Below are 22,082 nucleotides of genomic sequence, written 5' to 3' on the forward strand. Positions count from 1 at the left end.
GACGGGGGCAACCTGTGGACGGCATGCGCCTAAGTGGGCATGAGGAGAGGCAGGCAGAGGGGTCAATGCGTGTCGGCGCGCATCAACTAAGCGATGGGGAAGTTCAACTGATCCTCCTTGAGTGGGTTTGGCGTCCTCCTGTGAGGGTGTGACCTCATGTCGTGGGCGCTTAACACCGCCCGAGTTGGGCGTAGTTGAAGTTTTTATAGCGATAGTTGAAGATCACGCGATGTTTCGAGCCGCTGACAATCCATGTCAGAGTTCAACTACCGGCCCCGATAGTTCAACTACGAGCCATGATAGGTCAACTATGCGAGAGATGGCGTGTGGCGGACTCTGGTGTGACGTGAGTCGCCAAGCGCAGCCCTCGGCGTAGGTGTCTCAACTCCCTTCAGGGCTCATAAGAGTGCGAAGATCTTCAACTATGCGGCCCAAAAGTTCAACTAGCAGCCTTTAGTGGGCGCTGGTCGCCAACTCCGCTAAGTGGCGGGCCTTACCCCCAGCGCCCAGTTGCTCACTTAGAGTTCTGCAACTCGTCGTCGTCGATCTTCAACTAAGCTGGGTTGAACCTCAACTAAGCGGCTCTCTGCGCGCAAGGCCCTCAAACATGGCCTCGCCGCTTGGCTCTCGCGACACGGTGGCTCTTCGTCGCCGCAGCTCGCGGCCAGCTGTGATCAAAGTTGCTCAACGACGTTCGTGATAGACGCCAGACCAGAAGATCAGGGAGTCGAGGGCACACGCCGGGCCATGGCTATGAGTGCTCCGGTGGTGCAGAGTCTGCCCAGCGGCCGTACACGTCGGCTGAGAGCTTGCTGATCGAGGCCGAGTAGTTCTCGCGCCAGAACCTCTCGGCCATGTGCTCCCCAGACCGGCAGGATCGCTGGCGCCTGCTCGAACGCGAACCACTTGGTTCTGTCTTGAGTCGTACAACGAGGCCAGGCCCCACCGACAGCTCGGCAGGGCCTGGCTCATTCGGGTTGGGCCTGAGACGCCTGATTGGTGGCCGGAGGAAGTCCCGCAGGTTTGCCTGTCGCGGGGAAGAGCCGGTCCATTGCGGTCGCGCCGGATTCCACTACCGGCCGGATCTGCTTCCGGTAGACCAGCTCCGTGACGGCGGTGCTGCTGTGCCCGACCAGCCGCGAGATCTCCTCGATCGGCATACCACCGTCCGAGAGGATCGAGACGAAGCTGTGCCGCAGCTCTCGGGGCGTCCACTGTGTCGGGTTGAGCCCAGCTGCCTTGATCACCCGGCGGAAGTCTCGTCGGACGTTGTTGACGTCCCGCTCGGTGCCGACGTTAGTTGCGAACACCAGCCCCTGTTCGCGCCAGTCGTCGCCCGCGGCGGCCTTTACCGCCTGCTGTGCCACTCGGTGCGCCTCCAGCGCCTTGACGGCTCGTTCAGGCAGCGCGAGCGTGCGCCTGGACTTCCGCGTCTTTGTCTCGCCGCGGGCGCGGACGGAACGCCACACCTTGACGTTCGGCGGGATCGCCGGCGTCGCGTCCGGCTTGCCCATGAGGTCAACGTGGTCCCAGGTGAGCGGTCGCATCTCCTCGGTTCGCGCGCCGGTCAGCAGGGACACTACGATGTAGGCGCGCATCGGCGACGACTCCGCCGCCGTGAGCACCGCTTCCGCCTGCGCGAGTGTGAGCGCCTTCGACGGACGCCCGGTCCCTTTCCCGGCTGGCAGTTCGTCGCACAGCAGGACCACGTTGTATCGGACCCGCTTGCGTACCTGTGCGCGGTTGATTGCCCGGCGGAGGATGGAGCGGAGGTTGCGCAGCGTCGAGGTCACCAGGACTTCGGCTTTTTCGGCGAGCCAGTCTTCGACGTCGTCGACTTCGAGCTTCACCAGGGGCCGGGCGCCGATCGCGGGCACGATGTGGTTGTTGACCAGGGACCGGACGACCTTGACGGTGTTGGGGTCTCGTTCGCCGCGTTCGTAGCTCACGAGCCAGTCGTTGACACCGCTTGTTCGACCGTGTACCCGGTCGAGGCGTTAGCGGCGCCCTCTTCGACGTCGCGAATCAGCTCCTTGAGCTTGTTCTTGGCTTCGGTCTTAGTCTTGCCGCTGGCCTTGCGGTATATGCGCTTCCCGTTCGGCCGGTAGCCGATCGTCAGCTCGACGATCCAGCGCTGACGGCTTTCCGACCAGTAGACCGTGCCATCTCCGCGACTACGCCGACTCGCCATAGCCGACCTCCGCTTCCCTCATCAGCAGCTCGACGTATTCCTGGATGGCGACGGCCGGCACGAGCCGGGCGCGGCCCTGCTTGACCGAGCGCAGGCGCCCGGAGCGGAGCTGTTCGTAGATGACCGAGCGGCTCATCGACAGCAAGCGCATGGCTTCGGTGATCCGGTAGAGGTGCCGTTCGGGCACGGCGACCGGCATGGGTACGGCGTTCATCGATCCCCCTCGTGGTCGGGCTTGGGGGGGCGCGACGTCCGCGACCTCCGCGACCGGCCTGGTCAGCACGGATACGAGTGGCTGTTGGGTGCCGCGACCGTCCGCAACCCCGGTCGCGGAGGTCGCGGCCGAGCCCAGCGCCTCCGCGACGCCGGATGTGGCGTTGACCTGCGGGGTTGCGCTGGTCGCGGAGGTCGCGTCCGTTTCGGGCGCTGGGAGGTAGCGGCTCCAGGCGTCGGCCAGGCCGCCGTCGCCGTCGATGCGGTAACCCTTCAGCGTCTTGCCGCTGACCTTGAGGTCCCTCGGCCGGACCAGGTACCGGTCGAGTTCTTCGCGAGGCGGCGGCTATCGAGTGGCTTGCCTTGGACGTCGGTCCAGGGGCCGTCTTCGATGGCGTGCAGTTCGCGGATCAGCTCGGCGGTGACTATGCGGTCGGTGTGTTCCGCGGTGAAGATCTGCCGGATGTCGGCCAGCAGCCGCACGCCGATCGACGCCGGTTGCGCGGTGGCTTCGAGCACGAAGTGCCGGCACGCCCTGCGTGCGGTTTCCGGCCAGTGCCCGCCGGCCGCGTCGGCGATCGCCAGTAGCGGTCGCCAGATCTCGGCCGCCCGGTCGCGGACGCCGTCCGGGCGTTCCGGCCGTGCGCGGCTAACCTCATCGCCGACGCGCCCGACCGACTCCGCCAGTTCGGCGCGAACCGGCGCGGACTCGCGTTCGACGTCCTCTTCGAAGAACTCCTCAACCAGCTCGTCAAACCGACGCTTGCGCATGTGCACGGTGATCGCTCGCGTCGTGATCGTGTCCGGCATCCCGCCGGCGATCCCGGCGAGCGCGACCGGCGCGTAGACCGGGAATCAGGACGTCGGTGAATCCGGTGCCGACGTTGCCGAGCCAGACCAGCCGGCCGGTGTCGTCGTGGGCGCCCACGAGCAGGGCGCCGAAGCTGCGGGCGCGTCGGCCGGTGCCGGGGAGCCATCCTCTGATCAGGACTTCGGTGGTGGGTCGCAACGGGGTCTTGATCCAGTCCGATGAGCGGGTGCCAGGTCGGTGCGGTGCGTCGGCGCGCTTGGCGAGGATGCGCGATGCAACCGTCGCGGCTTCCAGTCGGATGAGGTGGCGCCTTGCCCAGGCAAACACCCGCGGCACGGAAGACGTGCTGGGGAAGTATACGAGCCGAGTTTTGGCCCGCGGACTTGGCAACGCGTTGATCCGGAAACGAGCTGAATATGGCGGTGGCTCAGGTGGGTTTGCGGACGAGGCCGGTGTAGGCGGCGACGGCGAGGGTGGCCAGGCCCCAGAGGAGGGCTTGGAGTGCCCAGAGGGTGGCGGTGAAGGTTTGGCCCCAGCCGGTGGTGGTGTCGAGGTCGCAGTGGGCGCGGATGCCGGTGGTGCCGAGGGGGAGTCCGCGGTCGATGCCGAGGCCGATGAGTTCGACGGGTGAGCAGGGTGTGCCGGGGGTGTCGGGTTTGGCGGTGACGGGTGGGACGTGTTCGGCGGCGTGGTGGCCGGGGCGGGTGGTGACGTGCCCGGCGAGCAGGCCGACCCCGGCGGCGAAAGTGAGGACGAGGGCGAGAGCGAGGACGAGGCGCTGGGCGCGGTAGCCGTAGCGGCCCAACCACCCCCAGAGCGCGTGCCGTCCGCGTGCGAGTCGGTTGCCCAGAGCTTGGGGGGTGCGTCGGCGGAGGTCGTCTTGTTGGGTGATCAGTATTTCGCGGGCGTTGTTGTCGTGGCCGGCGGTGCGTTCGGTTGCGGCGAGTTGCTGGAAGGGTTGGGGCCAGTAGGTGGTGGTGTGGTGGACCAGCAGGTGCAGCCATTGACGCCACGATGTTTCGCGCAGGATGGGGTAGGTCAATCCGTGGGCTGTGATGGTGCGGTTGCTGTCAGGGCAGCCACAACGGCTCATCCCCTGCCGACCGGCCGGGCACACCACCGCCGGCGGGAACAGCAACGCCCCGGTGATCTGCGCCTCGTGCAATACCAGGAGCGGACCTGAGCTGTTGTCCAGTCTGGACATCAGCAGGGAAGCTTGGCCGTCGATGTGAGCACCTACCAGCCGGACGGCCCCCAGTCCTCCGCTGCCGGTGATGGTGGCGTCCTCCATGAACAGCTTGCTGTCGGCGCGAAGGTCGTCGGCGGCCAACGCAGGGCCCTCGGTGTTGGTGATGGCAGCTCGGTTGAGGCCGACTTGGCCGCCTATACGGGCACCGAGCAGCCGGATAGCTCCGCCTTTGTTAGTGCTGGTGATGGTGGCATCTCCCATGAACAGGTGGCTGTCGATGCGCAGGGTGTCGGCGTTTAGTGCAGGGCCGTTGGTGTTGGTGATGGTGGTTCGACTGAGGTTGAGTTGCGCGCCGATGTGGGCATTGAGCAGCCGGATCGCACCGAATTCCCCAATGCCGATTATGGTGGCGTCCCGTAGGAACAGGTCGCTGTCGGTGCGGAGGCCGTCGGCGTTTAGCGCGGGGCCCTTGGTGCTGGTGATGGTAGCTCGATCGAGGTCGACTTGGCCGCCGATGTGGGCATCGAGCAGTCGGATCGCTTCGTCTTTGTTAGTGCTGGTGATGGTGGCGTCCCGTAGGAACAGGTCGCTGTCGGCGCGGAGGCCGCTGGCGTGCAGGTGGGTGAGCAGGCTGTGGTTCAGGTACAGGTAGCGAAGGCGCGCGTGTCGGCAAACGATGCTCTCAGGCAGCGCACATCGGTACAAGTCCAAACCGGTGACGGCGGTGACGTGATCGAGGTCGAGCTGTCCGACGACCCGCACATCCACAATCCGGATTCCGCGGGGGTCGAGGTCACCGTGCAATCCGCGGAGCAGATCGCGGAGCACTTCGGCTCGTACCCGCAGTTCGGGGTCGTCGGTGATTGCGAGCTCCTCCACGGTCATCGTGGTGGCGGGTTTGGCGACTTTCCCGCAGCGAGCGGTGTTGACCACCTGCTCCTCAAGCTCGGTCAGGTCGGTCAGCACGGGTGAGGGCTGCGTCTCGTCCACACAACCATAGTCGATGACACGCTACGGAATGTGACATCTGATCGCCTAACTCCAGACTCACTAGCACGTGACCCCACTGAGATCTCAGTTCCAGCTCGTTAAGTGCGTCAGTGGTTCGTTGCGACACTCTGACCCACATTGGGTGCCTGGTGAGTGTCAAAGTGAGTGTCAATCGGGGAGGCCAGGGGTGGACATCCGCGGACGTTCGGGGACGGTGGATGTGCAGGTCAGAGCGCCGCGGCCAAGGTCAAGAAGTGACGAATTCCGCTCGGCATGAATAGGTCAGGGTTCGATTCCCTAGACGGCTCCGCAGGTCGGGCCCCATCCGAGACACCTCGGGTGGGGCCTGTTCCGTTTGCCGGGCGGCAAATTGAGTGACACGGACGTCCGGTCGGGGGCAGAGAAAGTCCCGGGGTGCAGGTCAGGGAACCAGGACCAGTTTGCCTTCGACCTCACGGTTTTCCAGCCGCCGATGCGCTTCCGCGGCCTGCTCCAGCGGCAGCGTGACGACCTCGGGCTCAATAGCACCAGCGGCCAGCTGCCCGACCAGCGCAGCGATGTCCGCCCGAAACCCGGCCGGATCCTTGTCGACCGCGCGGGCCACCGTGTGCACCACCACCCGTGGCCCTGGCGTCAGCTTCGCCCGCACGAGTGCGCCGACCGTTCGCGTCATGGCGCCGGCCTTGGAGTAGCCGGCTCCGGTGGCGAAACTGAATCCGTACGACACCACCACTCCCGACCGCTTCGTGACACGTCGGGAGCGTGCCAGCGATGGGCCTCCCACCGGGTCGAACACCGCTGCGACCGGGGTGGGTACCTTGGACTGGTCCGCTACCCACCTGGCGCCGCCTGCAAGCACCCTGCCGCGTCGGCCTGGGCTTGAGGTGCCGTAGACCTCCACCCCTGCCGCTCTGGCTATCTGGGACAATGCCGATCCCACTCCTCCGGCGGCTCCGAGCACCAGTACGGCCTCACCAGCTGAAGGCCTGGCCACGTGGTGGAACATCTGCCACGCCGTGAGGTAGTTGAGCATCAGCGCGTCAAGCTTCTCGGCGGGCGGTCCCTCCGGCAGCGGGGCGGTCCGCTGCACCGGCGCCAGGACGTGCGTTGCGTATCCGCCGTCGCCGATCAGGGCTCCGACGCGCTGGCCTGCCGTGAACTCCGTGACGCCGGGGCCGACGCGGGCGACGTGGCCGACGACGTCGAACCCCTGGACCTCCGGGAGGGCGCCGGGGGTCAGGCCTCTGCGGGTCGAGATGTCGTGGAACGCCACGCCCGCGGCCTCCGTGGTGATCAAGATCTGTCCGGGGCCCGGTTCCGGCACCGGCATGGCCTCCACCCGGAGCACCTCGGGACCTCCCGTGGCGGTCAGCCGCACCCGTCTTGCCGTAGTCGTCATGCCCGAAAGATACATGAGAATCTCCAGGAAGTGCTCAACGAGTTTCGTCGAGCGCCTTCGCGAGCAGGGACTGCAGGAGCAGCTGTTCCTCGTCGCCGAGGTGTGCGAAGGGGGAGTGCCTGGCGACGACGGCGAGGAGCCGCTCGCGCACCTTCCGGCCTTCGGCGGTCAGCACCAGCGTCCGGACGCGGCCGTCCCGCGGGTGCGGGCGCCGCTCGGCGAGCCCGCGTTCCTCCAGCTGTGCGCTGAGCAGGCTGATGTTGGAAGGGTCGCAGCGCATGAGGACGGCCAGCTTGCGCAGCGGCTGCGGCTCGGCCTCCGGGTCGAGGATCCACAGCAGGTTCGCCGTCGGCCCGGTGAGCTCCAGCCGCTCCAGGCCGTCGTTCATGCGGCCGGCGACCTCTCCGGCCAGGGCCGTCACCTGGTACAGCAACGAAGCCGCTAGCTCATCGACCGCCATGCTTCGAGCATAACTTGAGGTACTCCTGGATTTCTCCACGAGACGAGAGGTGGACCACCCGTCCGAAGGGCCCCCGGCCGGGGGCCCTTCGGCGGCGGAACCTACTTCGGCGGGGTCAGCTTCACCACCGTGGCCTTGGCGTCGCCGCGGGGGGTTCGATAGGCGATCTCGTCGCCCGCCGATGCTCCGACCAGGGCCAGGCCCAGTGGGCTGTCCGAGGTGATCGCGTCCGCGTCCTCGCCCGGGACCGTCACCACCTGGAACGTCTCTTCGTCTCCGTCGGAGAAGCGCAGGGTGACGACCGTACCGTCCGGGAGCTGGCTGTTGCCGTAGCCGCCGTGTTCCATCTTGGCCGCGAGGTCGGCGATCTGGCGGTCGAGGCGGGCCGCGGCCTCGGCCCGGTCGATCACGTCCGCCTGGTCCGCCGCGTCCCCGGTGCGTTCCTGTTCGCCGGGTTGCGGCGCGAGGGCTTCCCGCTGCGCGCGCAAGTTCGCGATTTCCTTCTCCAGCTGGCTGCGCGCAGCCGGGCTGAGCCCCTTGTCCCCTGAGATCACCATGCCGGGCATTGTCCGCTGCGCGGACCGGGGTGGCCAATCCGGTTTTTCACCCGAAAGCCGCCGACAGGACGTCTGCCCTAGGGTTTGGGGTCCGGCGTCCAGGAAGAAGGTAACGAGAATCACCGTGAGCGCAGTCCCCGGCCGCAGCGAGCGGCTCTCGCCGAACCAGCTGGCCAAGCAGGAACAGATCGTCGAAGCCGCGCGGGTCGTCCTCGCCCGCGACGGGCTCGCCGGGTGCACCGTCCGGGCCATCGCCGACGCCGGCCCGCTCACCAAGAGCGCGATCCACTACTACTTCGCCGACATCGACGTCCTCATCGATCGGGCGATGGCCGCGCACATCACCGCCTTCGCCGCCGGCCTGCGCGAGGTCGCCGCGAAGCACGACGAACCCCGTGAGCGGCTCTTCGCCGTCCTCGAGGAGTACCTGAGCGTCTTCGCCGCGAACCCGAACGCCGCCTTCCTCTGGTTCGAGTACTGGATCGCCGCCGGACGGGCGCAGCACCCGCAGGCCATCGACGTCATGCTGACCTCGCTCACCGAACTGCTCGCCGAGCTCCTCGCCCCGCTCGACGTCGACGACCCGCGGGCCAGGGCCCGGGCGCTGCTGTCCTACCTGCTGGGCACGGTCGTCCAGCAGCGGGTGCGCCCGCGGCCGTTCGCCACGCTGCGTGCCGACATCGAGGCGCTCTGTTTCGCGAACTACGGGTAGAAACCGCCAATAGATCCGTACTGCTCCGGATTGTGCCCTCCGTCCGGCTCCCGCCAAGGTCGAGGGAACCCCCGAGAGCAGGAGACGTGATGCGCACACGAACGTGCACGGCCGCGGCGGTCCTCTTGGTGCTCACCGTTGGCGGCACGGCCGGTGCCGCCCAGCCCGACGGCCCGCAGGTCTACGAGATCGCCGGCACCGGCACGGCCCAGCAGCGCACCGAGGTCGCGAAGACCGGTGCCGACATCCTCGACAGCACGAACGGCACGACCACGGTCATCGCCACCCCCGGCGAAGCCGCCCAGCTGCGCGCGCAGGGCTTCGCCGTCAAGGCGCTCGGCAAGGTCGACCGGCCGCTGGGCGCGGCGGCCGCCGCGGACTTCCCGGCCGGCTACACCGGCTACCACACCTACGCCGAAACGCAGACCGAGCTGCAGAAAGCCGTCGCGAACTACCCGTCGCTCACGAAGCTGGGCAGCGCCGGCACCTCGTACGAAGGCCGGGCGCTCTCGCTGATCAAGATCAGCGACAACGCCGCCACCGACGAGAACGAGCCCGAGGTGCTCTTCACCTGCAACCAGCACGCGCGCGAGCACCTCACCACCGAGATGTGCCTGCACATCGTCGACCGGCTTACCAGCGGATACGCCACCGATCCCGCGATCAAGCGACTTGTCGACAGCACCGAGGTCTGGGTCATCCCCAGCGTCAACCCGGACGGCTCCGAGTACGACATCTCCGGCGGCACGTTCCACAGCTGGCGCAAGAACCGCCAGGGTCCCGGCACCGACCCCAACCGCAACTGGGGCTACAAGTGGGGCTGCTGCGGCGGCTCGTCCGGCTCGACGTCCAGCGAGACCTACCGCGGCACGGCGGCGTTCTCCGCGCCCGAGACGCGCGCCGTCTCGAACTGGGTGAACTCGCGGGTGGTCGGCGGCGTCCAGCAGATCAAGACGCACATCGACTTCCACACCTACTCCGAACTGGTGCTGTGGCCCTTCGGCTACACCTACGCCGACACCGCGCCCGGCCTGACCGCGGCCGAGGCGCAGAAGTTCCAGACGCTCGGCAAGCAGATGGCCGCGACCAACGGCTACACGCCGGAGCAGTCCAGCGACCTCTACATCACCGACGGCAGCGTCAACGACTGGATGTGGGCGACGCACAAGATCTGGAGCTTCACCTTCGAGATGTACCCGAAGGGCAGCAGCCCCGGCTTCTACCCGCGTGACACGCAGATCGTCCCGCAGACCACGCGCAACGACCAGGCCGTGGACATCCTGATCAACGCCGCGATCACCGGCTGACCCCCAGCAGCCGGCCGCGGCCCGCGAACGGCCGCCTTCCCCGCTCGGCCGGGGAAGGCGGCCTGCGCGGTTTAGGGTGCGGGCATGCCTCTGTTCTCGTTCGAAGGGCTCAGCCCGCAGGTCCACCCGGACGCCTGGATCGCGCCCACCGCCACCCTCATCGGCGACGTCGTCGTCGAGAAGGACGCCTCGATCTGGTTCGGCGCGGTGATCCGGGCCGACTTCGGCCGGATCGTCATCCGGGAGGGCGCCAACATCCAGGACAACTCGGTGATCCACGTCAACGACGGCGTCTGCGAGGTCGGCAAGAACGTCACCGTGGGCCACCAGTGCCTGGTGCACGACTGCACGATCGGGGAGCAGGCGCTGATCGGCAACGGCTCGACGGTGCTCGACAAGGCGAAGATCGGCGCGCGGGCGCTGGTCGCGGCCGGGGCGACGGTCACGCCGGCGACGGAGGTGCCCGAGGAGGTCATCGCGATGGGCAGCCCGGCGAAGAAGTTCGTCCCGCTGACCGACTCGGCGCGGATGTGGGTCGAGCACAACGCGGCGATCTACCAGGAGCTGGCACGGCGGCACCGCGCGGGCACGAAACCGGTTTGACCCTCCAGTAACTGGAGACTCTAGCTTCGGGGCATGGCTCCGAAGAAGAAACTCACCCACCGGGTCACCCTGGAACTCAGCGCGGGCAACGCCCCGGTCGTCGACCTCGGCAAGATGCTGGGGCAGACCGGGGTCAACCTGGTGGAGATCAAGAAGGCCTACGACGCGGCGACGGCGGCGCAGCGCGGCGACGTCGTGCCGGTGGTCGTCTCGGTGTTCGAGGACCGCTCGTTCGCGCTCCGGCTCAAGACGCCGCCGACGTCGTTCCTCATCAAGAAGGCGTTGGGCGACAAGGGGTCGGCGCGGCCGGGACACGAGGTCGCGGGGAAGCTCACGCGGGAGCAGCTGCGGGAGATCGCCGAGCGCAAGCTGCCGGACCTCAACACGTCCGACGTCGAGGCGGCGATGCGCACGATCGCGGGCACGGCCCGGTCGATGGGAGTGGTCGTCGGCTGAGTGCACCGCGCTTCGAGCGCCGTGGACTACGCTTTACCGCGCAGCAGCGACTGGCGCCATCGAGGTGGAGCACCACCGGGAAGCGACGACGAGGCCGGCACCGCGCGCCTGGGTGAAGGCCACTCCAGAGCCGGAGTACGCCATGACACACCAGCCAGCACTGAACGCGCTCGCCACCGCCGACCCCGCCATCGCCGGGCTCGTCGAGGACGAGGCGAAGCGCCAGCACGACAAGATCCGCCTGATCGCCTCGGAGAACTACGTCTCGCAGGCCGTGCTCGAGGCGACCGGATCCGTCCTCACCAACAAGTACTCCGAGGGCTACGCGGGCAAGCGGTACTACGAGGGCCAGCAGTTCATCGACCAGGTCGAGCAGCTGGCGATCGAGCGGGCGAAGGCCGTGTTCGGCGCCGACCACGCGAACGTCCAGCCGTACTCCGGGTCGCCGGCGAACCTGGCCGTGTACCTGGCTTTTGCGCAGCCGGGTGACACCGTGCTCGGCATGGCGCTGCCGGACGGCGGCCACCTCACGCACGGCTGGAGCGTGTCCGCGACCGGCAAGTGGTTCACCCCGGTGCGCTACGGCGTCGCCAAGGAGACCGGCCGGGTCGACCTCGACCAGGTGCGCGACCTGGCCCGGCAGCACCGGCCGAAGCTGATCTTCGCCGGCGGCACGGCGATCCCGCGCACGATCGACTTCCCGGCGTTCGCCGAGATCGCCGCCGAGGTGGACGCGGTGCTCGTCGCGGACATCGCGCACATCGCCGGCCTGGTCGCGGGCGGCGCGCACCCGTCGCCGGTCGGGCACGCGCAGGTGATCACGACGACCACGCACAAGACCCTGCGCGGCCCGCGCGGCGCGATGATCCTGTCCGACGCCGACCACGCCAAGGCGGTCGACAAGGCTGTCTTCCCCGGCCTGCAGGGTGGCCCGCACAACCACACGACCGCGGCGATCGCCGTCGCGCTCGGTGAAGCGCAGCAGCCTTCGTTCTCCGACTACGCGCACACGATCGTCGCCAACGCGAAGGCGCTGGCCGACGCGCTGCTGGCGCGCGGCTACGACCTGGTGTCCGGCGGCACGGACAACCACCTGCTCCTGATCGACCTGACGAACAAGGCGGTCGCGGGCAAGCCGGCGGCGCAGGCCCTCGACCGCGCGGGCATCGAGCTGAACTACAACACGGTCCCGTTCGACCCGCGCAAGCCGTTCGACCCGTCCGGCATCCGGCTCGGCACGTCCGCGATCACGACCCGCGGGCTGAAGCCGGAGCACCAGGTCCAGGTGGCGGAGTGGATCGACCGCACGGTGACGGCCGCGGCCGCGTCCGAGGAGGCGGCGCTGGACACGATCGCCGCGGAGATCCGCGAGTTCCTGGCGCCGTTCCCGATCCCCGGCTACTCCGCCTGACGCAGGATTTCGAGCACCCGCGGGTGCAGAGCCGGTGCGGCGGCGAGGAAGCTGCCGGCCGACGGCGTCCACGGGACGCCGTCGGCGGTGGTGACCACCGCACCGGCTTCCCGCGCGATCAAGGCGGCGCCGGCGAGGTTCGTCGCGTCGCGGCCGTACTGCCAGAAGAAGTCCAGCCGCCCGGCGGCGACGTCGGCGACCTGCCACGACGTCGGCCCGAGGTTCCGGACGGCGGCGACCGCGCCGAGCACGGCCGTCAGCGACCGCCCGGCGGCTTCCGCGACGCCCGGCTGCTGCGTGACGAACGGCGGCTGGCTGGTCGCCGCGACCACGGCGTCCAGGGTGAGCTTCCGCGAGGGGGTGATCGGCGTTGTGTCCTCGCCTTTCCGGGCTGCGTAGGTCTCTTTCAGGTTCGGTGAGTGCAGCACCGCGAGTTCCGGCTCGCCGTCGCGGACCAGCGTCACGGTGAGGCAGTACTGCGGCAGGCCCTGGAGGAGTTGGACGGCGCCGTCGAGGGCATCGACCTCGCCCGCGGGAGGTCGGTGAAATTTGCCGGCCTCAGCCCGGTCGGCGCGGATCGGAGGTTCGCGGCGAGGGGTCGTCGATGGCCGAGAAGACTTTGCCGGGCTCCTCGAAAAGGCGGGCGGCCGTTGCGGGGCGCGGACGCGGGTGGCCAGGGTTTCGACGATGTCGATCACGGATTTCAGCATGGTCCGCGGTCGCTTCCGCTCGGGCTGCGGCAGTACTCGACCACTTGGAGCTGCGGCCGAAAGTCGACCGACAGGGGCTTGTCCACAGGCACGCCGTGATGTGGACAGCTTCGCCCGCGGGGTGCGTTTCCGGCCGGTTTGTCGGCCCTTGCCGATAGACTGGACTTGGGGACGCCCCCCGGTGAGGGCGGGGGATGGTCTGGGGTTGTCTGGGCCCTGGCGGCACACTTTTGTGCGGCGCGCTGCTCCTGCGGGTGAAGGTGCTCCGCGGCCGGACACAGGTGATCGCCGACGCGCTCGCCAACCGCGACGACGTCCTCTTCGTCGACATCCTGGCCGGCGGGGAGGAGATCAGCGCCGTCGCGCTCGGCGGCCTCGACGGGCGGCTGGTGCACGACGCGCTGCCGTCGACGTCCGCCGTCACCGAGCTGCGCGCGTACTCGGTCCTGCACGTCTTCTCCGACGCGACACAGTGGCGCACCGGCTTGCTCACCGCCGGGGAAGTCGCCGCGTTGACCCCGCCGCCGCCCGGCGAGGACGTGACCCTCGACGACCTCGACCGGCGCCTCCTGGCCCGGCTCGCGGCCGACGCCCGGCTCGGCCCCGGCGAGCTGGCCGCCGAGGCGCCCGAGTCGACGGTCCGCCGCCGGGTCGAGCGGCTGGCCGCGGCCGGGCGCCTGCGCACCTACGCGAACATCGACGCCCGCGCGCTCGGGCTGGAAGTCGACGCCAACGTCTGGATGACCGTGCCGCCTGGCCGGCTCGACGAGGTCGGGCGAGCGCTGGCCGGGCACCCGATGGTCCACGGGACCCTGGCCACCACCGGTGTCACCAACCTGATGGCCGCCGTCTGGTGCCGGGACCTGGGTGACCTCTACAGCTTCGTGACGAGCCTCGACGTGCCGTCCGCCGAGGTCACCGTGGTCGCAAAGGCCGTCAAGCGAGCTACGAGACCGGCGTCACAGAATATTTGATTGCACGGTACAACCTTCCCGGGGAATACTTGGCTCAGGCAAGTAGTTGAGAGGTACAAGCAACTACGCGGAGACTTCCCGAGGGAGACCACCATGAGCGACACCACCACGGCGGAAGGAGCAGCCGCTACGAACGGCAAACTGACCCACCGCCAGATCCTGACCGTCCTGTCCGGGCTGATGCTCGGCATGTTCCTCGCCGCGCTGGACCAGACGATCGTCTCGTCCTCCATGCGCACCATCGCCGACGAGCTGCACGGCCTGTCCCTGCAGGCCTGGGCCACCACGGCGTACCTCATCACCGCGACGCTCTCCACGCCGCTGTACGGCAAGCTGTCCGACCTCTACGGCCGCAAGCCCATGTACCTGACGGCGATCTCGCTGTTCCTGGTCGGTTCGCTGGCCAGCGGCATGGCGACGTCGATGTACGAGCTCGCCGCCTTCCGGGCCTTCCAGGGCCTCGGTGCCGGTGGCCTGATGTCGCTGGCGCTGGCGATCATCACCGACATCACCGCGCCGCGCGAACGCAGCAAGTACCAGGGCTACTTCATGGCCGTCTTCGGCATCTCGAGCGTGGCCGGTCCGGTCGTCGGCGGGTTCTTCGCCGGCATCGACACCTTCGTCGGCATCACCGGGTGGCGCTGGGTCTTCCTGGTCAACGTCCCGATCGCGCTCGCCGCGCTGGTCGTCGTCACCAAGGTGCTGAACCTGCCGCACACCCGCGTGGACCAGAAGGTCGACTACTGGGGTGCCGTCGCGCTGGCCACCGGCCTGGTGCCGCTGCTGATCGTCGCCGAGCAGGGCCGTGAGTGGGGCTGGGGCTCCGCCGCTTCGATCGCCATGTACGTCGTCGGCGCGCTGGGCGTGACCGCCTTCGTCTGGATCGAACGCCGGATGGGCGACGCCGCCCTGCTGCCGCTGCGCCTGTTCCGCCGTCCGGTGTTCCGGATGTCGACGGTCGTCACCGTCGTGCAGGGTGCCGGGATGTTCGGCGCGATGATGTCGCTGCCGCTGTACCTGCAGATCGTCAAGGGCGCGACGCCGACACAGGCCGGCCTGCAGATGCTGCCGCTGACGCTCGGCATCATGGTCGCCAGCCTGACCAGCGGCCGGATCATCGCGGCCACCGGCCGGTACAAGATGTTCGCGGTGGCCGGGATCGGCCTGATGGCGGCGGCGCTGTTCGCGCTGTCCACGATCACCGTCGACAGCTCGCTGGCCCTGGTCATGGTGATCGCCTTCGTGATCGGCCTCGGCCTCGGCGCCTCGATGCAGACGCTGGTGCTGGCCGCGACCAACGACGTCCGCCCGCAGGACATCGGGGTCGCCACCTCGGCGGCGACGTTCTTCCGGCAGATCGGCGGCACGGCGGGCACCGCGGTGTTCCTGTCGATCCTGTTCGGCACGGTCGGCGACCGGATCGCGAACGCCATCCGCTCGGCGATGACCACGCCGGCCTACACCGCGGCGCTGGCGCAGCACCCGGAGTTCGCGAAGCAGATGCAGAGCGGCCTCGACGTCAACGACACGTCGTTCCTCTCGACGCTCGACCCGACGCTGGCCCGGCCGATCCTGCAGGGCTTCGCCGAGTCGATGAGCACGGTGTTCCTGGTCGGCGGGATCGTGCTGACCGTCGGCTTCGCGCTGGTGTGGTTCCTCAAGGAGAAGCCGCTGTCGGACAAGTCGGCGATGGAGCAGCGCGCCGAAGCCGAAGCGGACGCTCCGGCGCTCGCACTGGCCCACTGACCACCTGCTGACCGGGGAATGAAAAGGCCCCCTCGGGATCTCCCGAGGGGGCCTTCTCGTGAATGGACTCCGCGCGGGCTCAGTGGCCGCCGTTGGCTTCTTCCTTCGCCAGGCGGTCGACCTCGCGCTCGAGCGAGCGCTTGATCTCGGCTTCGGCCTCGGACCGGCCGACCCAGCTCGAGCCTTCGACGCTCTTGCCGGGCTCGAGGTCCTTGTAGACCTCGAAGAAGTGCTGGATCTCCAGCTTGTGGAACTCGTTCAGGTGGTGGATGTCCCGCAGGTGCTCCAGGCGCGGGTCGTTCGTCGGGACCGCGAGGACCTTGTCGTCCGGGCCCTTCTCGTCGGTCATCCGGAACATGCCGATCGCGCGGCAGCGGATCAGGCAGCCCGGGAACGTCGGCTCCTGGACGAGGACGAGCACGTCGAGCGGGTCGCCGTCCTGGCCGAGGGTGTCGTCGATGAAGCCGTAGTCGGCCGGGTACTGCGTGGCCGTGAACAGGGTCCGGTCCAGCTTGATGCGGCCGGTCTTGTGGTCGACCTCGTACTTGTTGCGCTCCCCTTTGGGGATTTCGATCGTGACGTCGAACTCCACGCCTGTCCTCACTACTTCTTCAGGTCCCGGCATGCCACGCGTCGCGGGCGGCAACCTTCATGACTGTCTTGACGTCTCCTAGTGTGGACTACGCCCTGCCGGGGAGCCGCATCGATGTCGGCCACGCGGCATGTGAGCTTGGCCCCTCCCGGGGCAGGTGAGAAGGAGTGGTGGGTGCCGGAAAACGACCAGCCGATGTGGCCTTCGTCGGACGAAGACCGCTCGTCGTCCGGCGCGCGGGAGACCACTCCGATGGCCCTGCCCGACCCGCCGAAGGCCGCCGAGACCGGCCCGGGCGTGCCCAAGGTCACAGCCAGTGACGCCCCCAAGGGGTCGTGGTTCGCGCCGAACGTCCCGCCCGAGCCCGTCCCCGGGCTGAACGCCCCGGCGGAGGAGCCGCCGCCCCCGCCGGCCCCGGCCAAGCAGGACCTCGCCGACCGGCTCGGCAGCCGGACGCCGAAGCAGCCGCCGGCCCGGCAGGAGGACCCGCAGCCGCCCGCGGCGACCCCGCCGCAGCCCCCGGCGGAGAGCACCCAGTACATCCGTGTCGAGCAGGCCGAGCTCGAGCCGGACGAGCCGGCTTCGGCCGAGGCGACCCCGTCGCAGAGCACGCAGTACATCCGCGTCGAGCAGTCGGAGCTCGAGCCGGACGCGCCGGCTTCGGCCGGGGAGAGCACCCAGTACATCGAGGCGGTGCCGTCCGGGCCGGTGCCGGTGGTGCCGGTCGAGCGCCACGTCCCGCCCCGGGAGGAGAAGAAGCCGGAGGAGCCGCAGCAGCAGTGGCGGGAGGAACTCCAGCACTGGCGCGAGGAGCAGTTGCGCCGAGAAGAGCAGCTGAACCGCACGGCCGCCCAGCGCCGCGAAGAACCGGAAGCCCCGCAGCCCGCCGCACCCTGGAGCCAGCGCATCGAGCTGCGGGAAGACCGTGCCGGCGACCGGCCTGCCGAGCCGGGCGACCGGCGTCCGGCGCTGCCCGAGCCGCCGCGCGGGGTGGTGCCGTCGGCGTCCGCCGGGACGCTGGCCCGGCCGCAGCGGATCGAACCGGACGGGCAGCGGTTCGACGCCGAGGCGACCGTCGGGATCGAGCGGCCCACCCAGTTCCCCGGCGTCTTCCAGCAGCAGCCGCAGCAGCGCACGGAGCCGCCCCGCGGCGAGCAGCCGCCCGCCGAGCCGCCGGCCGCGGCCGAGCCGGCGGCCGCCGGTGAGCCGCCGAAGAAGCGGCGCAGGGGCAAGCTGATCGCCATCGTCGTGGTCGTCCTCCTGGTGCTGGCCGGCGGCGGGGTCGCCGCGGCGATGCCGAAGGTGGCGAACCGGCTGGCCCTGCCGTGGGCGCCGAACGCGCCCAAGGGCGACGCGCCCGAGCCGGCCGCGGCCGCCCGGCAGCTGCAGGGGCCGGCCACGTCCGGGGCGACGCCGACCGCGAACGGCGTCAAGGCCGCCCTCGCCTCGGCGGCGGGCAACGGCGCGCTGGGCCAGCTCACCGGCAGCGTGATCGACCCGACGACCGGGACCGTGCTGTGGGACCGCAACTCGGCGTCGCCGGTGACACCCGCCTCGACGACGAAGGTGCTCACCTCCGCGGCCGCGCTGCTTTCGCTGGACCACAACCTGCGCCTGCCGACCAAGGTCGTGCAGGGTGCGGACCCGGGCACGGTGATCCTGGTCGGCGGCGGCGACACGACCATCACCAACCTGCCGCTGGGCACCGACTCCCCGCTGTACCCGGGCGCCGCGCACGTCGACGACCTCGTCGCGCAGGTCAAGAAGGCGGTGCCGGGCGTCAAGAAGGTCCAGGTCGACCTGACGCTGTTCAAGGGCGCGACGACCGCACCGGGCTGGGAAGCGGGCGACGCGCCGTCGACGTACGCGACGCAGATGGCGCCCGTGATGGCCGACGGCGGCCGCATCAACCCCAAGGACAACAACTCGCAGCGGACGGCGAACGCGGGCAGCGCGCTCGCCTCGTCCATCGCCTCGAAGCTGGGGGTGTCGGCGGGCGGCCAGGCGACCGCGCCCAAGGACGCGAAGGTGGTCGCCGAGGTCAAGTCGGCTCCGCTGACCGAGCTGGTGTCCGACCTGATGGAGCTGTCCGACGACGTCCTCGCCGAGGCGATCGCCCGCCAAGTCGCGCTCGCGAACGGCGAGGAGGCCAGCTACGCCGGCGGGGCCAGGGCGACCCTCAAGGTGCTGAAGGACCACGGATTCGACGTCTCGGGCGTCGCGCTCTCGGACGGCAGCGGCATCTCGTCGCTGAACCGCATCCCGGCCCGGCTTCTCACCCAGGTCCTGGCGGCCGCGGCGGCGCCGGAGGGCAAGAACCCGGGCACCGCGAAGCTCCGCCCGGTGCTGGCGGGCCTCCCGGTCGCGGGCGGCTCCGGCACCCTGGCCGACAAGCGGTTCGACACGGCCGCGTCGCAGGCGGGCCGCGGCTGGGTGCGGGCCAAGACGGGCACGCTCACCGGGGTGAACACGCTCGCCGGGCTGGTCCTCGACCAGGACGGCCGGGTGCTGGTGTTCGCGTTCATGTCCAACGGCTCCGACACCGAGCCGGGCCGCGACGCGATCGACGCCCTCGCGACGAGCCTCCGCAAGTGCGGCTGCGCCTAGCGGAGGCCGAACCGTACGAAGATCGTGGCCGGAAACCCGCACCGGGCAGGTAGCGTCGGAAGGGTGAGTCAGGAAACGCAGACCCGGCCCATGGTCGACTGGGGGATCGCCGCGCAGACCGGCGCGATGCTGGTGCGCGGTGGCCCGCAGGTGCCCCGGGAACGGGCCGAGGAGGCCGTCACCGACCTGCGCGAGCTGACCGTCGAGGCCGAGGGGCACGTGCGGCAGCTGACGCACCTGGGGCTCGACCTGCCGTTGCTGCCCGGCGAGGTCGTCGACCGGCCGGGCTGGGTGCGGTCGGCCGCGGCGGGGCTGCACGCGCTGACCGGGCGCGCGCTGCCGCAGCAGGGCGGGCCGCTCGGGCCGATACTGGCCGGCGGGGCCGGCGTCCAGACCGGTCTGGTGCTCGCCTTCCTGGCCAGCCGCGTGCTCGGCCAGTACGACCCGTTCGGCGGCCCGGACAAGGAAGGCAGGCTGCTGCTGGTCGCGCCGAACGTCGTCGCCGCCGAACAGGCGATGGACGTGCCCGGCCACGACTTCCGGCTGTGGGTCTGCCTGCACGAGTGCACCCACCGGCTGCAGTTCACCGCGGTCAAGTGGCTGCGCGACTACTTCGCCGACGAGGTCGAGCGGCTCGTCTCCGGGCTCGCCGGCGGCACCACCGACAGCCTCGCCGACCTGGTCGGCCGGCTGCCGGAGGCGATCAAGCAGGGCCCGAGGCTGAACCTGGCCGAGCTGCTCCAGTCGCCGAAGGACCGCGCGGTGTTCGACAGGCTGCTCGCCCTCTCGACGCTCCTGGAGGGCCACGCCGACTACGTGATGGACGCCGTCGGCCCGCAGGTCGTGCCGAGTGTCGAGCAGATCCGCGCGCGGTTCACCGCCCGGCGCAAGGGCGGCGGCGTCTTCGACCGGCTGCTGCGTGCGCTGCTCGGCGTCGACGCGAAGATCCGTCAGTACGAAGAAGGCGCGAAGTTCACGAAGCACGTCGTGGACGCCGTCGGCATGGACGGCTTCAACGCCGTCTGGCGGTCGCCGAACACCCTGCCGTCGCGCGCCGAGATCTCCGACCCGGCGGCGTGGGTCCGGCGCCTGCACGGATGACCGGGCCGGCGGTCACGGCCGTCCGCCGGGCCGTCCGCGGCTTCCTGGAAGCCGTCGAGAGCCCGCCGTCCGAGCTGTGCGTCGCGGTCTCCGGCGGCGCCGACTCCCTCGCGCTGGCCGAGGCGGTCGCGTACGTCGGGCACCACCGCGGCCACGTCGTCCGCGCGCTGGTCGTCGACCACGGGCTGCAGGAGGGCTCGGCGAAGGTCGCCGCGGACGCGGCCGCCGCGGCGAAGGCGTTGGGTGTCGACGAAGCCGAGGTGCGCGAGGTCGCCGTCGCCGGCAAGGGCGGCCCGGAAGCCGCCGCCCGCAAGGCCCGCTACCGGGCGCTGGCCGGGCACGGCCTCGTCCTGCTCGGCCACACCCTCGACGACCAGGCCGAAACGGTCCTGCTCGGGCTGGGCCGCGGCTCCGGCCCGCGCAGCGTCGCCGGCATGCGGCCGCACGACCCGCCGTGGGGACGGCCGCTGCTCGCCGTCGGCCGGGCCACCACCCGGGCCGCGTGCGCCGAGCTCGGCGTCGAGCCGTGGGAAGACCCGCACAACGCCGAACCGCGCTTCACGCGCGTCCGGCTGCGCACCGAAGTCCTGCCGTTGCTGGAGGACGTCCTCAACGGCGGGGTGGCCGCCGCACTCGCCCGCACGGCCGCGCAACTGCGTGAAGACAATGAGGCGCTGGACACAGTGGCGGACCTGATCTTCACCCGCGCGGGCGGTCCGGAAGGGCTGGAAATCGGCGTCTTCGCGACCGAGCCCCCGGCGATCCGCCGCCGGGTTATCCGCAGGTGGCTGCTGCAATCGGGTGTGCGCGAGCTCACCGACGCGCACCTGCGGGCGGTCGACGGCCTCGTCGCCCGGTGGCGTGGTCAGGGCGGCGTCTGGCTGCCGGGCAACTTGGAGGCGAGCCGGTGCCGTGGCAGGCTCTGCGTCACCTCCCAACCCACCACACGAGGGGAATGACCCGTGTACGAGGGCGAAATCGCCTCCGTGCTCGTCACCGAGCAGCAGATCAAGGACAAGATCACGGAGCTGTCGGAGCAGATCGCCGCCGACTATCCGGCCAACGGGCAGGGCGAACTCCTGCTGGTGGGCGTCCTGAAGGGCGCGGTCATGTTCATGACCGACTTCGCCCGCGCGCTGCCGCTGCCGACGCAGCTGGAATTCATGGCCGTGTCTTCGTACGGATCGGCGACCTCGTCGTCCGGCGTCGTGCGGATCCTCAAGGACCTCGACCGCGACATCGCGGGCCGGGACGTCCTGATCGTCGAGGACATCGTCGACTCGGGCCTGACGCTGTCGTGGCTGCTGAAGAACCTCGCCAGCCGCAACCCCGCGTCGCTCGAGGTCGTTTCGCTGCTGCGCAAGCCGGAGGCGGTGAAGGTGGACGTGCCGGTGAAGTACATCGGCTTCGACATCCCCAACGAGTTCGTCGTCGGCTACGGCCTCGACTACGCCGAGCGGTACCGGGACCTGCCCTACATCGGCACCCTGGACCCGAAGGTCTACACCTCGTAGCCGTCCCGGGCGGTTCACCGACCGTTCACCGCAATTACCGGATCCGCGGAACCCCGGGCACGAAGTTTGCGTCATAGGCTCTGATCACGTGCGTTAACCTATGCGAAGACCATTCGTGCCCGCGGTGACCGGGTCGGGGGAACGGGAGAGAGTGCAGATGGGGAACAGCAGCGCTGCCGACGCGAACGCCTTCAAGGCCGCGGCCGCGGCGGGTCAGGTCGGGGTCGACCCCGACGCCGCGCAGGCCGTGCTGAACAAGATCCGCACCGGCAAGGACGCGGTCGAGGCCCTCCTGGCCGGCGCGGGCACGCTCGCGCAGCCGCCGAAGCTCGGCGACAACCCGGTCGGCAACGCGATGGCCGCGAAGTTCGTGCAGCGCGCGGACGGCGGTGGCGACTCCTACGCCGCCGCGCTGCAGAACCTGCTCGACCAGTACTCCGCCGCCGAAGAGGGCATCGTCACGGCGATGGCCCGCTACCACGAGGTCGACCAGGCCGCGGCCGACCCGTTCCGCAACGCCTGAGTCCAAGGGGGAACTC

At 69.8% G+C, this 22,082-nt stretch carries 23 protein-coding genes; 12 read left to right on the forward strand and 11 right to left on the reverse strand.

The genetic code is table 11. The annotated features are described in order from the left end of the window. Nucleotides 1–968: 968 nt before the first annotated feature. From HUT10_RS30440 to HUT10_RS30475, 9 genes are all read right to left on the reverse strand, one after another. Nucleotides 969–1,949, reverse strand: a complete 981-nt coding sequence (locus tag HUT10_RS30440) for a site-specific integrase (protein ID WP_254897085.1) — start codon at nt 1,947–1,949, stop codon at nt 969–971. Further along, nucleotides 1,946–2,191 (reverse strand): Arm DNA-binding domain-containing protein, encoded by a 246-nt coding sequence (locus tag HUT10_RS51290; protein WP_254897086.1) that lies wholly within the window; start codon nt 2,189–2,191, stop codon nt 1,946–1,948. The genes HUT10_RS30440 and HUT10_RS51290 overlap by 4 nt, the downstream gene beginning before the upstream one ends. Then, on the reverse strand, nt 2,175–2,405 hold the full coding sequence (locus HUT10_RS30445) for a helix-turn-helix domain-containing protein (RefSeq protein WP_254897087.1): 231 nt from the start codon (nt 2,403–2,405) through the stop codon (nt 2,175–2,177). Before HUT10_RS30445 ends, HUT10_RS51290 begins: the two co-directional genes overlap by 17 nt. A 272-nt stretch (nt 2,406–2,677) precedes the next feature. Then, nucleotides 2,678–3,214 carry a DUF3631 domain-containing protein gene (locus HUT10_RS51295; protein ID WP_254897088.1) on the reverse strand — a complete coding sequence of 179 codons (537 nt, stop codon included), beginning with the start codon at nt 3,212–3,214 and terminating at the stop codon, nt 2,678–2,680. Then, nucleotides 3,156–3,542, reverse strand: coding sequence for a hypothetical protein (locus HUT10_RS30455; protein ID WP_176174328.1), 387 nt, complete (start codon nt 3,540–3,542; stop codon nt 3,156–3,158). The genes HUT10_RS51295 and HUT10_RS30455 overlap by 59 nt, the downstream gene beginning before the upstream one ends. A 100-nt stretch (nt 3,543–3,642) precedes the next feature. After that, a complete protein-coding gene (locus tag HUT10_RS30460) occupies nt 3,643–5,394 on the reverse strand; it encodes a hypothetical protein (protein WP_176174329.1) in 1,752 nt (583 codons plus the stop codon). A 421-nt stretch (nt 5,395–5,815) separates the two neighbouring features. Then, nucleotides 5,816–6,793: a zinc-binding dehydrogenase gene (locus HUT10_RS30465; RefSeq protein WP_176174330.1), complete on the reverse strand. Its 978-nt coding sequence runs from the start codon at nt 6,791–6,793 to the stop codon at nt 5,816–5,818. A gap of 34 nt (nt 6,794–6,827) precedes the next feature. Next, entirely contained in the window at nt 6,828–7,253 is a 426-nt protein-coding gene (locus tag HUT10_RS30470; RefSeq protein ID WP_176174331.1) for a MarR family winged helix-turn-helix transcriptional regulator, read from the reverse strand. 101 nt (nt 7,254–7,354) lie between these two features. Further along, a complete protein-coding gene (locus tag HUT10_RS30475) occupies nt 7,355–7,810 on the reverse strand; it encodes a GreA/GreB family elongation factor (protein WP_176174332.1) in 456 nt (151 codons plus the stop codon). Between the two features lie 124 nt (nt 7,811–7,934). On the opposite strand from HUT10_RS30475, the gene HUT10_RS30480 reads away from it, so the two are divergent. The 5 genes from HUT10_RS30480 (at nt 7,935) to glyA (ending at nt 12,299) form a co-directional block, all read left to right on the forward strand. After that, nucleotides 7,935–8,522: a TetR/AcrR family transcriptional regulator gene (locus tag HUT10_RS30480; protein WP_013230483.1), complete on the forward strand. Its 588-nt coding sequence runs from the start codon at nt 7,935–7,937 to the stop codon at nt 8,520–8,522. An 89-nt stretch (nt 8,523–8,611) separates the two neighbouring features. Beyond that, nucleotides 8,612–9,829 (forward strand): M14 family metallopeptidase, encoded by a 1,218-nt coding sequence (locus HUT10_RS30485; protein ID WP_176174333.1) that lies wholly within the window; start codon nt 8,612–8,614, stop codon nt 9,827–9,829. A gap of 84 nt (nt 9,830–9,913) precedes the next feature. Next, the gene (locus HUT10_RS30490; RefSeq protein WP_176174334.1) at nt 9,914–10,432 is read left to right on the forward strand and encodes a gamma carbonic anhydrase family protein; all 519 of its coding nucleotides are present in this window, start codon (nt 9,914–9,916) and stop codon (nt 10,430–10,432) included. Nucleotides 10,433–10,465: 33 nt separating this feature from the next. Continuing rightward, nucleotides 10,466–10,888, forward strand: coding sequence for a 50S ribosomal protein L11 (rplK, locus tag HUT10_RS30495; protein WP_176174335.1), 423 nt, complete (start codon nt 10,466–10,468; stop codon nt 10,886–10,888). A gap of 142 nt (nt 10,889–11,030) precedes the next feature. Further along, complete coding sequence (gene glyA, locus HUT10_RS30500; RefSeq protein WP_176174336.1) at nt 11,031–12,299, forward strand: serine hydroxymethyltransferase; 1,269 nt, start codon at nt 11,031–11,033, stop codon at nt 12,297–12,299. On the opposite strand, the gene HUT10_RS30505 is transcribed toward glyA, so the two are convergent. Further along, complete coding sequence (locus HUT10_RS30505; RefSeq protein WP_254897089.1) at nt 12,287–12,763, reverse strand: inositol monophosphatase family protein; 477 nt, start codon at nt 12,761–12,763, stop codon at nt 12,287–12,289. The genes glyA and HUT10_RS30505 overlap by 13 nt on opposite strands. A 500-nt stretch (nt 12,764–13,263) precedes the next feature. Here HUT10_RS30505 and HUT10_RS30510 point away from each other — a divergent pair, with 500 nt between their 5' ends. Both HUT10_RS30510 and HUT10_RS30515 read left to right on the forward strand, forming a co-directional pair. After that, nucleotides 13,264–13,983, forward strand: coding sequence for an Lrp/AsnC family transcriptional regulator (locus tag HUT10_RS30510; RefSeq protein WP_254897090.1), 720 nt, complete (start codon nt 13,264–13,266; stop codon nt 13,981–13,983). 93 nt (nt 13,984–14,076) lie between these two features. Next, complete coding sequence (locus HUT10_RS30515) at nt 14,077–15,729, forward strand: MDR family MFS transporter (protein ID WP_176174338.1); 1,653 nt, start codon at nt 14,077–14,079, stop codon at nt 15,727–15,729. Nucleotides 15,730–15,808: 79 nt separating this feature from the next. On the opposite strand, the gene HUT10_RS30520 is transcribed toward HUT10_RS30515, so the two are convergent. Then, on the reverse strand, nt 15,809–16,321 hold the full coding sequence (locus HUT10_RS30520; protein ID WP_176174339.1) for an inorganic diphosphatase: 513 nt from the start codon (nt 16,319–16,321) through the stop codon (nt 15,809–15,811). 174 nt (nt 16,322–16,495) lie between these two features. On the opposite strand from HUT10_RS30520, the gene dacB reads away from it, so the two are divergent. The 5 genes from dacB to HUT10_RS30545 all read left to right on the forward strand — a co-directional run bounded on the left by dacB (nt 16,496) and on the right by HUT10_RS30545 (nt 22,066). Beyond that, nucleotides 16,496–18,928 carry a D-alanyl-D-alanine carboxypeptidase/D-alanyl-D-alanine-endopeptidase gene (gene dacB / locus HUT10_RS30525; protein WP_176174340.1) on the forward strand — a complete coding sequence of 811 codons (2,433 nt, stop codon included), beginning with the start codon at nt 16,496–16,498 and terminating at the stop codon, nt 18,926–18,928. 90 nt (nt 18,929–19,018) lie between these two features. Continuing rightward, nucleotides 19,019–20,029, forward strand: a complete 1,011-nt coding sequence (locus tag HUT10_RS30530) for a zinc-dependent metalloprotease (protein WP_176178101.1) — start codon at nt 19,019–19,021, stop codon at nt 20,027–20,029. Next, a complete protein-coding gene (gene tilS, locus HUT10_RS30535; protein ID WP_176174341.1) occupies nt 20,026–20,988 on the forward strand; it encodes a tRNA lysidine(34) synthetase TilS in 963 nt (320 codons plus the stop codon). Before HUT10_RS30530 ends, tilS begins: the two co-directional genes overlap by 4 nt. 3 nt (nt 20,989–20,991) lie before the next feature. Further along, nucleotides 20,992–21,543 (forward strand): hypoxanthine phosphoribosyltransferase, encoded by a 552-nt coding sequence (gene hpt / locus HUT10_RS30540; RefSeq protein WP_176174342.1) that lies wholly within the window; start codon nt 20,992–20,994, stop codon nt 21,541–21,543. A 157-nt stretch (nt 21,544–21,700) separates the two neighbouring features. Beyond that, complete coding sequence (locus tag HUT10_RS30545; protein ID WP_176174343.1) at nt 21,701–22,066, forward strand: hypothetical protein; 366 nt, start codon at nt 21,701–21,703, stop codon at nt 22,064–22,066. Nucleotides 22,067–22,082: the final 16 nt, after the last annotated feature.

The sequence above is a fragment of the Amycolatopsis sp. Hca4 genome (genome assembly GCF_013364075.1).
Classification (GTDB): Bacteria; Actinomycetota; Actinomycetes; order Mycobacteriales; family Pseudonocardiaceae; genus Amycolatopsis.

Coding starts and splice junctions, on each gene's coding strand:
- HUT10_RS30445 (WP_254897087.1), bottom strand. CDS start 2,405: ATGAACGCCGTACCCATGCCGGTCGCCGTGCCCGAACGGCACCTCTAC.
- rplK (WP_176174335.1), top strand. CDS start 10,466: ATGGCTCCGAAGAAGAAACTCACCCACCGGGTCACCCTGGAACTCAGC.
- glyA (WP_176174336.1), top strand. CDS start 11,031: ATGACACACCAGCCAGCACTGAACGCGCTCGCCACCGCCGACCCCGCC.
- HUT10_RS51295 (WP_254897088.1), bottom strand. CDS start 3,214: ATGCCGGACACGATCACGACGCGAGCGATCACCGTGCACATGCGCAAG.
- HUT10_RS30490 (WP_176174334.1), top strand. CDS start 9,914: ATGCCTCTGTTCTCGTTCGAAGGGCTCAGCCCGCAGGTCCACCCGGAC.
- HUT10_RS30530 (WP_176178101.1), top strand. CDS start 19,019: ATGGTCGACTGGGGGATCGCCGCGCAGACCGGCGCGATGCTGGTGCGC.
- HUT10_RS30475 (WP_176174332.1), bottom strand. CDS start 7,810: ATGGTGATCTCAGGGGACAAGGGGCTCAGCCCGGCTGCGCGCAGCCAG.
- HUT10_RS30485 (WP_176174333.1), top strand. CDS start 8,612: ATGCGCACACGAACGTGCACGGCCGCGGCGGTCCTCTTGGTGCTCACC.
- HUT10_RS30545 (WP_176174343.1), top strand. CDS start 21,701: ATGGGGAACAGCAGCGCTGCCGACGCGAACGCCTTCAAGGCCGCGGCC.
- HUT10_RS30515 (WP_176174338.1), top strand. CDS start 14,077: ATGAGCGACACCACCACGGCGGAAGGAGCAGCCGCTACGAACGGCAAA.
- HUT10_RS30470 (WP_176174331.1), bottom strand. CDS start 7,253: ATGGCGGTCGATGAGCTAGCGGCTTCGTTGCTGTACCAGGTGACGGCC.
- HUT10_RS51290 (WP_254897086.1), bottom strand. CDS start 2,191: ATGGCGAGTCGGCGTAGTCGCGGAGATGGCACGGTCTACTGGTCGGAA.
- HUT10_RS30465 (WP_176174330.1), bottom strand. CDS start 6,793: ATGACGACTACGGCAAGACGGGTGCGGCTGACCGCCACGGGAGGTCCC.
- tilS (WP_176174341.1), top strand. CDS start 20,026: ATGACCGGGCCGGCGGTCACGGCCGTCCGCCGGGCCGTCCGCGGCTTC.